11 protein-coding genes are annotated in these 13309 nt (G+C 28.4%); 8 read left to right on the top strand and 3 right to left on the bottom strand.

All coding sequences use genetic code 11. The features are described 5' to 3' along the window. Nucleotides 1–30 precede the first annotated feature (30 nt). A complete protein-coding gene (locus BUA48_RS04715; protein WP_072830659.1) occupies nucleotides 31–1443 on the top strand; it encodes a hypothetical protein in 1413 nt (470 codons plus the stop codon). 121 nt (nucleotides 1444–1564) lie between these two features. Here the strand turns inward: BUA48_RS04715 and BUA48_RS04710 are convergent, their stop codons facing one another. After that, entirely contained in the window at nucleotides 1565–3127 is a 1563-nt protein-coding gene (locus tag BUA48_RS04710; RefSeq protein ID WP_072830657.1) for a ClC family H(+)/Cl(-) exchange transporter, read from the bottom strand. Between the two features lie 433 nt (nucleotides 3128–3560). On the opposite strand from BUA48_RS04710, the gene BUA48_RS04705 reads away from it, so the two are divergent. Then, complete coding sequence (locus tag BUA48_RS04705) at nucleotides 3561–4160, top strand: TetR/AcrR family transcriptional regulator (RefSeq protein ID WP_072830655.1); 600 nt, start codon at nucleotides 3561–3563, stop codon at nucleotides 4158–4160. Nucleotides 4161–4265: 105 nt separating this feature from the next. Here BUA48_RS04705 and BUA48_RS04700 read toward each other — a convergent pair whose 3' ends face one another. Continuing rightward, a complete protein-coding gene (locus BUA48_RS04700) occupies nucleotides 4266–4523 on the bottom strand; it encodes a hypothetical protein (RefSeq protein ID WP_072830653.1) in 258 nt (85 codons plus the stop codon). A gap of 463 nt (nucleotides 4524–4986) precedes the next feature. Here BUA48_RS04700 and BUA48_RS04695 point away from each other — a divergent pair, with 463 nt between their 5' ends. The 3 genes from BUA48_RS04695 (at nucleotide 4987) to BUA48_RS15525 (ending at nucleotide 9020) form a co-directional block, all read left to right on the top strand. Next, a complete protein-coding gene (locus tag BUA48_RS04695) occupies nucleotides 4987–7068 on the top strand; it encodes an efflux RND transporter permease subunit (RefSeq protein WP_072830651.1) in 2082 nt (693 codons plus the stop codon). A 19-nt stretch (nucleotides 7069–7087) separates the two neighbouring features. Beyond that, the gene (locus BUA48_RS04690; protein WP_072830649.1) at nucleotides 7088–8788 is read left to right on the top strand and encodes a hypothetical protein; all 1701 of its coding nucleotides are present in this window, start codon (nucleotides 7088–7090) and stop codon (nucleotides 8786–8788) included. 88 nt (nucleotides 8789–8876) lie between these two features. Further along, nucleotides 8877–9020, top strand: a complete 144-nt coding sequence (locus BUA48_RS15525; protein WP_178138946.1) for a hypothetical protein — start codon at nucleotides 8877–8879, stop codon at nucleotides 9018–9020. 337 nt (nucleotides 9021–9357) lie between these two features. On the opposite strand, the gene BUA48_RS04685 is transcribed toward BUA48_RS15525, so the two are convergent. Continuing rightward, entirely contained in the window at nucleotides 9358–9915 is a 558-nt protein-coding gene (locus tag BUA48_RS04685; RefSeq protein WP_072830647.1) for a GNAT family N-acetyltransferase, read from the bottom strand. A gap of 517 nt (nucleotides 9916–10432) precedes the next feature. Here BUA48_RS04685 and BUA48_RS04680 point away from each other — a divergent pair. The 3 genes from BUA48_RS04680 to BUA48_RS04670 are packed head-to-tail and all read left to right on the top strand — an operon-like array spanning nucleotide 10433 to nucleotide 13297. Further along, complete coding sequence (locus tag BUA48_RS04680; protein WP_072830645.1) at nucleotides 10433–11275, top strand: patatin-like phospholipase family protein; 843 nt, start codon at nucleotides 10433–10435, stop codon at nucleotides 11273–11275. A gap of 37 nt (nucleotides 11276–11312) precedes the next feature. After that, nucleotides 11313–11813, top strand: coding sequence for a PH domain-containing protein (locus tag BUA48_RS04675; protein WP_072830643.1), 501 nt, complete (start codon nucleotides 11313–11315; stop codon nucleotides 11811–11813). Nucleotides 11814–11815: 2 nt separating this feature from the next. Further along, nucleotides 11816–13297 (top strand): PH domain-containing protein, encoded by a 1482-nt coding sequence (locus BUA48_RS04670; RefSeq protein ID WP_072830641.1) that lies wholly within the window; start codon nucleotides 11816–11818, stop codon nucleotides 13295–13297. The last annotated feature ends 12 nt before the right edge of the window (nucleotides 13298–13309 follow it).

Here is a 13309-nt window from a genome sequence, read left to right as displayed (position 1 = left end):
TATACTTAATCAATTATAGGAGTGATTGATATGAAAAATTATACCCACATCTCACCTTACAGAGGTTTTGATAGTGAAGACCTAGATAATGGCCGTCAAAATAATTATGCTTGGTCTATGTGTGAATTTGGAGATTATATCTATGTTGGAACTGGACGTAACTTAATAAGTTCTCTTGCTACCTCTATGTTTCCTGATTTAAAAGTAGCTATTGATTTCATGTCTACTAATAAGGATATGGCAGCAGAAATATGGAGATATAAAAAAGATGGTTCACTTCCTATGGAACGAGTGTATAAAGCCCCTGAGGCTACAGATAAAGAACCTACTATATATGGATTTAGATACTTACAAAAATTCAAATCCTTAGGTGTAAAACCTGTTATGTATGCTTCAGGAATGTGTAAGGATGGAATTAAGATTTTAAAATCAACTAATGGAGTTAACTGGTTTGAAGTACCTAACAAATTAGGAAAGGGTCTTTCTTGTAGATCTATGCTTCAATATAAAAATAAACTTTATATGGGCGTTATAAATAATTCTGCTAAACTTAATTCACCATCACTTTTATATTCTTCCTATGACCCTGAATTATTTGGATGGAAGTTAGAAAGTACCCCTGAAATTTTTGGTAAAAATCCTATAGGAAACATATGGAGTATGGCTGAATTTAATGATCATCTTTATGTTGGTACTGAATCCAAGGAAGGTTTTATGATTTGGAGAACTGAAGGTGAAGAACCCGAAATTAATAAATGGGTATTAGTGGTTGATAAAGGAGCTGGAGATGCTACTAATGAATGTCCTATAAGCATGGAGGTATTTAATAATTATCTTTATATAGGTACCGCTACAGACCCTACTAAATTAATACCTTTTGTAGTTCCTAAAGGCGCTGACTTAATTAGAGTTAACACTGCTGATAAATGGGAAGTTGTAGTTGGTGGAACACCTTTGCGTCCAACTTATCCTACAACAGGTATGAGAGGTAATGCTTTAAGTGGTTTATCCTCTGGCTTTAATGACCCTTACAACTTTTACATTTGGCAGCTAAAGGTTTACAATAACAGACTATATGTAGGTACCTTTAATGCTGCAGTATGTGTTGAACCTATTATAGAAATGGCAATAAAAAATAAGCATTTATTTAATAAGATCTTAGAAAAATATCCAATTGGAGAATCCTTTGAGGAAGTCCAAAAACGCATAAAGGCAAACCTTAGCAGATTTATGAGTCATAAGAAAAGCTTCGGATGTGATTTATACTCAACCGTGAATGGAGTTAGTTTTGCTCCAATAACTCAAAATGGATTTGGTAATCACTATGATTATGGTATAAGAAGTTTGGTAGTAACTAAAGAAAATGCTTTATTTGTAGGTACTGCTAATCCATTTGAAGGTTGTACTATATTAAAATTTGGTGGCTATACAAGAGGATGTTAAAAAAAGTGAGAATCAAGAATGATAAATTACTTGATTCTCACTTTTTTATTCAAAAACTTACTCTTCAATACTAATACTTAAGCTTTAATAAATTCTTAAGTACATTATTGACTTCATAGTTCTAATCCATTAAGGTTAAACTCTTAAATTCATCTAGCATACTAGCAACCTTATTATCACTTACTAATACTACAAGATAATCGCCACCTAAGATAGTAACATTTCCTTTAGGAATAATTTCTTCGTTCCCTCTCTTAATAGCAACTAATAAACATTCCTCTGGAAAATTTAATTCCTTTATAAGTTTTCCCTCAACATAGCTACCTACTTCAACACCAATTTCAAATAAAGTTTTGTTAGCACTTTCCTTAGCTTTAGAAACTCCTACACGCTTTAATAATCTTTCCAGTAATGATTCATATATTGGATCACTTTTGAAAATATCTGAAACAATATATGATACAAATACAACTAAAGATACTGATAATAATTGTTCAAAGGAACCTGTCATCTCCATTATTAATACTATACCTGTTATAGGAGATTTTACTATAGAAGCAAAATGTCCAGCCATTGCTAATATTATAAAATTAATAATAAAGATTTCTGGGATACCAAATGTATTACTAAGAATTACTCCAAAGATATTACCTAATAAAGCTCCTAATAGTAATAGTGGTAAAAATATACCTCCTGGTACTCCTGATCCAAAACATATAAGTACTAATAAAAATTTAATACCAAAATAAAATAACATAGTATATATACTCATGTCGTTGTTAAACAAAGACATGATAAGATCGTGTCCTCCCCCTAAAAGGTCTGGTATAAGGAATCCTATAACACCTGTTATTATAAAAGGAATTGCAACTTTAAATTCAACTCTTAAGTTCTTAAACTTTCCATAGATATCTTGAAAAAGAAGTATACCCTTTGAAAAAAGAACGCCTGAAACTCCAACTAAAATTCCTAATATTATTAATGTCCAATAATATCTTAGTGGTAAAGAAATCAATCTAGAAGAGTTTAAAACTGGTTCAACTCCTAAAAACTGCTTTGTTACAAAGTCTGATGTTAAAGCAGCTGCCATAGCAGGTAATAAAATCATAGGTGAAAAGCTTCTATGAACTTCTTCTAAGGCAAATATAACACCTGATAAGGGTGAGTTAAAAGCAGCTGCTAATCCAGCTGAAGCACCGGATGTAATAAGAAATTCCTTGTTTACAGGTGTTTTCTTAAATACCTTGCTTACTCCTTCTCCTATAGATGCACCCATTTGAACTGAAGGACCTTCTCTTCCTAAAGACAATCCCGCAGCTAGTCCCATAACTCCACCTAAAAACTTGTAAATTAATATTGTAAACCAATTCATTTTTAGTTTTCTAAGTAATCTTCCTTCTACTTGAGGAATACCACTTCCTGAAATCATAGGCTCTTTTCTTGCCAAAAAACCTGTTATTAAACCCATCACTATAAGTATACAGAATACTCCTATAACCTTTAATGGATTTCCCTTAGCCGTAGCATATAAAGTTTTAAAAAAAACTGAAAATTTACTTATAGCGAGTCTATTCAAGACTATAACTAAGCCTGTAATAAGTCCTACTATAACTCCTTGAAATATTAAATTAAATCTAAGGTTTTTTCTATTGCTTAAAAGCTTATTCGTGTTTCCAACTTCCATTTTCTCACCGTCCCTTAATATAAATATGAAACCTTCGTTAAATGAATGCCAATTTATATTGTTAATAGAAATTTAACATACATTAATATTATTATATATTAAAACCATAGTTGTCAATAACAGTATATTACAATTATTTTTCATTAATTTCCCTTATTGATATTTTTATGTATTTTAATACTTATTGTATATTATTTAAAATATGCTTTTTCATAATAGGCTTAATTAAATATATATTATATAAGTTTGAATTAATAACCTAGATTCTAATGTAAAAATATCTTTATTAAATAATATTACTTTCAAATATAATGAAAATTCACTGTTAAAATATATACTTATCTATGTTTATATTGCTAAGTGCAACTTTGTGTAAAATCTTATTTGACAAATATAACTTTAATTTTTATTATACTTAATAGGAGGTGGCTTTATGGGAAAAGTTGAAGAAAATAAACGCCAAAAAGAAGAAAAGTTATTTCAGACCGCCTTTAACTTATTCTCAACTAAGGGAATAAATAATACAGCTATTAAAGATATAGTTGATATTGCTGGAGTTGGGAAAGGTACATTTTATCTGTATTTTAAAGATAAATATGACATAAGGGATAAACTTATAGTAAAAAAAACAAGTGAGCTTTTTCAAAAAGCCATAGAAGATTATTTGAAAGAAGATATTTCTAACTTCGATGATGAAGTAATTTTCATAGTAAACCATATTATAGATGAGCTTTCTCAAGATAAACTATTGTTAAAAATGATTTCTAGAAATCTCTCTTGGGGAATTTATAAAAAGGTATTAAATTCTACAGATAAAAAGTCATCTTATAGTTATTATGATTTGTTTATGGAATCTTCAAGACGACAAAACATAAAGTTTAAAAATGCAGAAGTTCTACTATTCATAATAATAGAAATGGTTGGTTCAACTTGCTATAGCTCAATTTTATTAAATCAACCCGTTTCAATAGAAGATTTAAAGCCTCATTTGTATGATAGCATAAAAGCAACATTAAAATCTGGAAGAGAGTAATCTAAATATAATAAAAAGGTTGTTTCACTAAAAAATATCTTAACAATATAATATTATATTGTTATTAAGATTTCTAGTGCAACAGCCTTTTTGAAGTTAAACATTTTACTTAAATAAATCTCTATCAATATCCTCTCTTGTAAGTACTTCTTCATTTTCATAAGGATAACTACAAAGTACACTATCTAAAAATTTAATCCCACAAAAATATTTACATATAGATATTCCCTTTACAGCACATTTATGCTCCTTAGTCTTATCTTCAACATTCCACGGGCATTGAGTCTGATTCCAATCAACATTCTCACTTGATAAATCTATATCCAAATTTCCCCCACTTAATGATTTAACTCTACTATCCATACTCCCCCTCCTTTACAATATATATTTTATTAAATATTTCTCACTAAATAATATTTTAATTAATTCTGCTCATTAATTAAAATAAACCGTAACCAATTAGCTTTATATTTATATAGTACCTTCATACGCTATAATACAATTTTTAACATTTAAGGTCAATTTTTTATTTTTATTTTTTTAAGTACTTGAGCTTATTCTTACACCTTATTGAATATCATACTAGATTTTAAAACTTCAACTCTTAATAATTAAATTACTATTGCATTTTATTATAATAAGCTCTTATTATTCTTTAACTTTTTACAATATGGAAAATATATATTAACAAATTATAACATTTATTAATATACTATAATTTAACAATCAAAAGTTGACTATTGGTCATAATAATGTTATTGTATTCTTATCAAATGACCTATGGTCATTTTTTAATGATTTTATTTTAATGTAAGAGGTGATAAATGTGTACAAACTAGGAAAATTCATAGGTAAGCATAGAGTTTTAGTTCTTATACTAGCAGTACTTTTAACTATACCTTCCTTCTTAGGAATGGCTGCTACCAAAACTAACTACGACTTGTTAACATACTTACCTGCTGATTTGGAATCTGTTAAGGGTGAAGATATAATTACAGACTCCTTTGGTTCTTCTCAAATTGCTATGTTAGTTTTAGAAAATATGAAAGATTATGAAATTTCTAACATAGTAGACGAAATAAAAAAAGTTAATGGTGTTGATTCAGTAATTTGGATTAGAGATACCCTTGATGTTAATGTACCTAAGGATATGTTACCTGAGGATGTTATGAAATTAGTTTATAGAGGAGATTATACTCTTGTTCCTATAAACCTATCTTACTCTTCTGCTAATGAAGTTACTTTATCAGCTATTGAAGAAATTAGGAATATATCTGAAAAATATACTGATAAGTATCACTTAAGTGGTATAGCTCCACTTATGAAGGATATGATTAATGTTGCTGACGGCGAAAGAGGTTTTTATGTTGTACTTGCTGTAGTACTTGCTGCAATAGTTCTAATACTTTCTTCAACTTCATTCTTAATACCTATATTATTCTTATTAGGTATTGGATTCGCTGTACTTTATAATTTAGGAACCAACTACTTCTTAGGTGAAATATCTTATATAACAGCAGCTATTGCTGGTGTACTTCAACTTGGAGTAACAATGGACTTTTCAATTTTCTTATTTCACCGTTATGAAGAAGAAAAAGGGAAAGGCTTAGATAAAGTGGAAGCTATGGCCCTTGCTATTAAAAATACTGCAATTTCAGTATCTGGTGCTGCTTTAACTACAATAGCTGGATTTTTAACTTTAGTATTTATGAAATTAGGACTTGGTAAAGATATCGGCATAGTTATGGCTAAGGGTGTTTTATTAGGTATAATTTGTACTCTTACAATATTACCAGCACTTATCTTAAGCTTTGATTCACTTATTACTAAGCTTAGCCATAAAGAACTTATGCCATCTTTTAAGAAACTATCTGAAATAGTTACTAAAAAACCTACTATATTTATAGTTTTAGCTTTAGTACTTGCTGTTCCAGCTATATATGGACAAGTTAAAACTCAAGTTTACTATAATATCGATAGAGGATTGCCTCAAGATATGGACTCTATTATAGCTCTCAATCATTTAAAAGAGACTTACGATATGCAAACTACTCATTTTATTGGATTTAAAGATAATATTCCTGTAAATCAGAAAAATAAAATGATTGAAAGAATAGAAAATGTTGATGGAGTTTCAACTGTACTTTCTTACTCAAATATAATTGGTCCTATGGTTCCTCAATCCATGGTTCCTGAAGACTTTCAGAATATATTCTTTGGTGGAGGATATGAAAGAATATTAGTTAACTCTGAATATTCTACAGCATCACCTGAAGTTGGAGCACAACTAAAAGAAATAAGCTCAATTCTTAAGGAATATGATCCAGATTCTTTTATAACTGGAGAAGCTCCTTTAACTGATGACTTAATAACTATATCTGATACAGACTTTAAAACTGTAAACCTTATTTCTATAGCTGTTGTATTTATAATTATTGCTATAGTATTAAAAGCTCCTTTATTAGCTGCTATATTAGTTCTTACTATAGAACTTGCTATATCAATTAATATGGGTATACCTGCTTATACAGGAACCTTAATTCCTTTTGTATCTTCAATTGTTATAGGTTGTATACAGCTTGGTTCTACAGTAGACTATGCGATATTGCTTACAACAAGATTTAGAGAGGAATTAGAGTATCATGAAAATGCAACAGAAGCAATGAAAGTAGCATTATCTTCTTCTGCAAAATCAATAGTTACCAGTGCTTTATCTTTCTTTGCTGCTACAATCGGGGTTGTATTTGTATCTAAAATTGACTTAATTAGCTCTTTAACAGCTATGATGGCTAGAGGAGCAATTATAAGTATGTTAATTATATTATTTATACTACCTTCAATACTTCTTAAATGCCAAAAACTATTCAGAAAAAAATCTGAAAATTCGAAAGTTACTGCAAATAATTAATATTTAGGGGGAATTTAAAATGCTTAAATCACATAAAAAATATATATGTTTATTTTCTACTATAACAATGCTTTCTTTAAGTTGTACTCCAGCTTTTGCTGCAACTAAAAACGAAAGTGTTTATGTTGAAATGGATTCATCTGGTAGTGTAAACAAAATAACTGTTAGCAATCATTTAGAAACTAATGGGGATAAAACAGTAAAAGACAAATCCGATTTAGAAAATATAACTAACCTAAAGGGAGATGTTACCCCTAAAAAAGATGGTGATATTCTTACTTGGGATGCTAATGGTGAAGATGTATTTTATCAAGGAAGTTCTAAAAAGGAACTTCCAGTTGAAACTAAAATAACTTACTATCTAAATGATAAAGAAATAAAACCTGAAGAGTTAGGTGGTAAAAGTGGAAATTTAAAAATATCTATTGCTCAAAAAAATAATCAGTGTACAGAAAAAGAAATAAATGGTGAAAACAAAACTATTTATGCACCTTATTATACTTTATCTATTTTACCATTTAATGCAGACTGTATTTCAAATGTAAAAGTAAGTGAAGCTGGTCATCTTATTAGTGATGGTAAAAGACAAGTTGTAGTTGGAGTTTTACTTCCTGGAATGGATAAAAATCTTGAAGGATATGATGATATAAAAACATATGATACTATCGAGATTCAAGGAACAATTAAAGACTTTGAGATGCCTTCTATATATTTAGGTACTTCTACAGAACTACCTGATTTAAGTACTGCTGAAGGTTTAGATAAGTTAAATGGTATGAATTCTGATGTTGATGCTTTAGTGGATGCAAGTAAAAAACTTTTAGATGGAGCTAACACTCTTTCTGAAGGTGAAAAAACTTACTCTAGTAAAATGAAAGAATTTGAAAATGGTCTTAGTACCTTCATGAATGGTATTGACAGTGCCTTAAAAGGCCTTGACTCAGCTGCTGGTGGTGTTAATACTCTACACGATGGAAGTAAATCTTTAAGTAGCAATGCTGAAGTTTTTGTTCAAAAGGGACAAAGTCTTATAAATGGTGCTGATACTCAACTTGGTGCTATAAGTGCCTTAAAAGGAGGTATTAGCTCTATTACTTCAACTTTACCTGACAGTCTACCTCAAAAGCAAGCTCTTTTAGGTGTTATTGCTAAGATGGGTGAATTAGAAAAAGGTGCTACAGCTTATACTAGCGGTGTAAAAGAATATGTTGCTGCTGCTGGTAAATTAAAGGATGGTATTAATCAAGTAACTGCTGGTGTTGAAAAGCTTCAAACAGGCCTTGGTGGTTTAAATGGTGGTAAAACTCAACTTGTCGATGGTAAAAAGAAACTTCTAGATGCAAGTTCTGCCTTAACCTCTGCATCTGGTGAACTTTCTAAAGGAGCTGATACACTAGCAAAAGGAATGAGTCAATTCCATAATGATGGAATATTAAAAATGGAAAGCTCTTTAAAAGATACAATGGATAAAATTAATTCTTTAACTGACTTAGGAAAAGAAATAACTGATTATGGAAAATCTTTAAATAATTTCAGTGGAAACTATGAAGAAAATACAAGCAAAGTAAATTTCATAGCTAAAACTAAACCAATAACCAATGATAACAAAAAAGAAAATGATAAAAAAGAATCTAAAAAAGTTACTGTAAAAGATTCTTCAGATGAAAATTCTTCTGTATTTGATAAAGTGATTTCTTTCATTAAAGAAAAATTATCTTAGAAATAAAACTTAATATTTTCTGTATTCTTTTTAGCCTATAGGATACTCTAATAGTGAGTTTAATCACTTTATGAAAGGAGTTTTTCAAATGGCTAAAAACTGTGGTTGTAAAAACAAGAAATCCACTGCTAGTAAATCAGACCCAACAAGTCCAAACTATGCAGAAAATGTAAAAAATAAAGCTAACACTAATACACCTACACAAACAGATTTACCTACAAAACATATTTAAATTCATCTTAATTTAATATGCTTTGTAAGTAGGTTCTCTTGTGAATATATAAGTTATAGATTCTCTTCACAACTTATATTAAAATATCTTAGGGAATCACTTTAATAAAGCTGTTGTACTAAAGATATCTAATACAATATATTTTAACTTATATTTAAAGTAACTATATTGTATGTAATCTTTTAGCACAGCAGCTTCTTCTTTATATTATGCATAATTAATTTCTTAGCTAACTACTTCTCTTTTCCAAATAATATCTTCTAAATTTTACATAAACCTAAATTATCCCTTAGATATAGAAGGTAAATTTATACTTTTTTATATCTTATTAATAACTCTAATAAAGTTTCTTTACTAATATATATCTTCTTAGTCCACCATACTTTTCCTTCTCATTTGCAACTGTATATCCTAACTTCTTAAAAGTATTCAAGCTATATATATTCTCTGGTGCAACCGTTGCACAAATAATTGGAGTTTCACACTCTCTTCCTATATTCTCTAATAACTCACAAATTATCCTTTGAAGTTTATTTCCTCTAAAATCCTCTCTTACAAGGGTAGATTCAAGTTGCCCAACTTTTAATAATTCTTCTCCCTGAAGTTTTATATCATAACCATAATTATTCTCATGATATCCTAGTTTAGCATAAGCTCCCATAGCTATTAATTCATTTTCTTCTAAAGTTACGCAGCCTACTAATTTACCTTTATTCATAATGTAATCTTCAAACTCATAGTCATAAGTTGGAGCACATATATCCTTATGAGGCAATCCCCCTAAGACCATATCCTGTAGTGCTAATATCTTTTCAAGGTACTTCATATCAAGAATTTTAAACTTTGCTTTTATAAGCTTACCATCTTTTCTTTTTAATTCTATTATTGAATTCATGACCTCACACCCCCTTATAAAATTAAAACACTTACTCTCCTTAAAATTACTAACATAAATTATATTTTCTCTCTATATATTCTAGTAAAGAATCTTCATTTTTTTATATATAAGGTTCATTATAGAATAACTTCAATGATTAATATAAATGTAGAATATTAATTAGAACTTATATATCAGTGATTTATAAATAATATTAATTTATATTCTATCATAAATATTCATTTCAAAAAAGTTATAATTTATTTTATACTTATATGTGAGTAAAATAAATTTAATTCATTTTTTTACATATTTATTTTAATTAAACTTACATAACATCAATTTTCATTTGCAACTTTTTACATATCAAACCAAATATGTTGTATTTTTTTCTTCTAAAGTATATAATTTCTATGAGATTATCAATAGCTTAACTTATCTCATTATAAAGTTATTATAATTATATGTTGCTACATTCTTTACTTCAAAATAACTTTATAAACTTAAACTAACTTTAAATATAAGGAGGTTACATATGCCAAGTTTAATATTAGAAGGCGGAACATTTCGCCCTATTTTCAGTGCTGGTGTAATGGATGCACTTTTAGATAATAATATTATGTTTCCATATTGTATAGGAGTTTCTGCAGGAATCACCAATGGATTCTCATATTTATCAAAACAAAAAAGAAGAAATCTAGATATTTTAGAACAATATAGACAAGATAAGCGTTACTTAGGTATTTCTAATTATTTTAGATGTAAAAGTCTTTTTGGATTAGACTTTGTTTTTGATGAGATTCCTAATAAACTATGTCCCTTTGATATGGATACCTTCATGAACTATGAAGGTAAGGCTGTAGTTGGTGTTACCAACGCTAAAACTGGTGAGACCGAATATTTAGATGGTAAATTAATAGATGATAAATGTTCTATGTTAAGAGCTACCTGTGCTTTACCTATATTCTTCCCTGTTATTAAAATAGGAGAAAATGAATACTACGATGGAGGGATCTGCGATCCTATTCCCATAAGAAAAGCTATAGCTGATGGTAACGAAAAACATTTAATAATTCTTACTAGACCTAAAAGTTATAGAAAAAGTCTTAGTAAAAATAATATAGTTGCTTCTAAACTTATATGTAAGAGGTATCCTAAATTAAAAGAACCACTTCTTACTAGACATATACAATATAATAAAACTGTTAAGTTTTGTGAAGAACTTGAAGCTCAAGGTAAAGCTATTATTTTAAGACCTTCAGAGGAAGGTGCAATAGAAAGCTTTGAGAAAGATATTGACAAATTAAGAGCTGGATATAACCACGGATATAATTTAGCTCTTGAAAATTTAGAGGCCATAAAATCACTATTCAAATAGGATTTTAATATAGCAACATTAAGGGGGATGACGTTATATGAATTACAAGAATTTAGAAACTTCAACTAGATGGTCTTGGTTTATTTCTCGTTTAATATTACTACTTATATTAGGCGGAATACTTATTGGAATTAAAATATCCTTAGGAAAAATAATTCCTGATTTTAATTGGTTAATTAATTTAATAGTTATTGTTTCATTAGTACTTTTATCACTTAATGCTTTAATATATCCTTTTTTTGAGTATAAACAATGGAAATATATGATAACTGAGGATAAAATCGAAATAGTACATGGTCTATTCTTTGTAACAACTACTATTATACCAATATTAAGAATTCAACATGTTAGTATTAGCCAAGGACCTATAAATAAACTATTTAATTTAAACAATATAACAATTAATACTGCTGGTGGCGCTCATAATATTACAGGACTTACCTTAGAAGACGCTAACAAAATAAGTGAGTACTTAAATGCTAGAATTATAAGTAAGGTTAAAAATAAACTCGCTACTACAGAAGCAAAAGGAGTTTAATCATGGACATACCAAATAAAAATAGTATGGGATCTGTTTTTTATTACTCCTTCAACTTTCTTAAAGATGTAGGCTTTCTATTATTTTTAGCTTTGCTTAAGTTTAAACTTTGGGCAATCTTAGGAATAGTTTCTGCTTATTTTATTATATCTTTACTGTATATTATAAAATGGAAGTCTATATCATTTTACATAGAAAATGATAGCTTAATTTATAATAGTGGCATATTTTCTAAAAAAAATATGCTAATACACTTAGATAAAATAACAACTATAGACTTAAGCCAAAACTTAATTCTAATGGCTTTTAACCTACATAAATTAAAAATTGATAGTGGTGCTTTAAGTGATGGTGCTGAAATTGAAATCATCTTAAAAAGAGACTGTGCCCAAGCCTTTAAAGATAAACTTTTAAATTTCAGTAAGGAACTAAAATTAACTAATACAGAAAATGGCTTAAATGAGGATACTAAAGACCTTCTAGCTAATTATAATTCTCAATTACTTAATAATTCCTTAGAAAATATACCTTCTTATGAAATATCCTCTAAGGAAATATTAATAATGGCATTAACTAAGAATTTTTTCTTAGCTGGACTTGGTTTCTTTTTCTCATGTTTCGCCTTTGCAGATGATGTATTCTCTGCCTTTGAACTTAATTTTGATGAAATGGTAAATAGCACCGTAAATTCAGATATATTTACAAAGGACATTTTTATTCTTATATTACTTGCTACTGCTTTATTTATAGTAATTTTAGGATTTTGTTTAATAGTAAGTACCTTAACCTCATTTTTAAAGTATTACAAGTTTAAAGTGTATAAGTTAAATGATCATATTAATATAGAATACGGACTTCTTGAAAAGAAAACTTATTCTTTACCTATAAATAATATTAATGCTCTGACTTATAAACAATCATTTTTTAGAAGATTTTTTAAGTTATATACTTTAGAAATAAGTACAATTGGGTATGGAGATGAAAGTAAAGAGGAAGCAATTTTATTTCCTATTGGAAAAGAAGAAAAGTTACAAGCTATAGTAAATGATTTTTTACCTCATATGAACTTTACAGGTACTATGAATTATGTTCCTAAAAGAGCTCTTTTTAGATACTTTAGATGGAATTTGCTTTATGCACTTATAATAATCCTATGTGCTATTTGGTTCAAACCAATAATTTGGGCATTATTATTGTTACCTATATTTATGTTAAGTTCTTACTTAAGTTACAAAGACTCTGCTTTAGGTTATAATGATTCTACTTTAATGATTACAAATGGAGGACTTTCGCTTTCAAAGATTATTCTTCCTATTTCAAGAATAGAATCAATTGCTAAAAAAAGTAACTTCTTATTAAATAGAAAAAAACTTTGTGATTATAATATAGATTATAAATGTAATTCACTATCTCAAATAATATCTATAAGAGGCTTAGATACTTCTCACTTTAGGGATTTAGAGAAAAAGTTGGACTTCAATTAATAAAAACTAACT

Source organism: Clostridium collagenovorans DSM 3089 (assembly GCF_900130005.1).
Lineage (GTDB): Bacteria > Bacillota > Clostridia > Clostridiales > Clostridiaceae > Clostridium_D > Clostridium_D collagenovorans.
Note: the sequence above shows the minus strand (reverse complement) of the source record. Positions and strands in the feature narration are given on the sequence as shown.

Coding starts and splice junctions, on each gene's coding strand:
- BUA48_RS04680 (WP_072830645.1), top strand. CDS start 10,433: ATGCCAAGTTTAATATTAGAAGGCGGAACATTTCGCCCTATTTTCAGT.
- BUA48_RS04705 (WP_072830655.1), top strand. CDS start 3,561: ATGGGAAAAGTTGAAGAAAATAAACGCCAAAAAGAAGAAAAGTTATTT.
- BUA48_RS04685 (WP_072830647.1), bottom strand. CDS start 9,915: ATGAATTCAATAATAGAATTAAAAAGAAAAGATGGTAAGCTTATAAAA.
- BUA48_RS04700 (WP_072830653.1), bottom strand. CDS start 4,523: ATGGATAGTAGAGTTAAATCATTAAGTGGGGGAAATTTGGATATAGAT.
- BUA48_RS04690 (WP_072830649.1), top strand. CDS start 7,088: ATGCTTAAATCACATAAAAAATATATATGTTTATTTTCTACTATAACA.
- BUA48_RS04670 (WP_072830641.1), top strand. CDS start 11,816: ATGGACATACCAAATAAAAATAGTATGGGATCTGTTTTTTATTACTCC.
- BUA48_RS04675 (WP_072830643.1), top strand. CDS start 11,313: ATGAATTACAAGAATTTAGAAACTTCAACTAGATGGTCTTGGTTTATT.
- BUA48_RS04715 (WP_072830659.1), top strand. CDS start 31: ATGAAAAATTATACCCACATCTCACCTTACAGAGGTTTTGATAGTGAA.
- BUA48_RS15525 (WP_178138946.1), top strand. CDS start 8,877: ATGGCTAAAAACTGTGGTTGTAAAAACAAGAAATCCACTGCTAGTAAA.
- BUA48_RS04710 (WP_072830657.1), bottom strand. CDS start 3,127: ATGGAAGTTGGAAACACGAATAAGCTTTTAAGCAATAGAAAAAACCTT.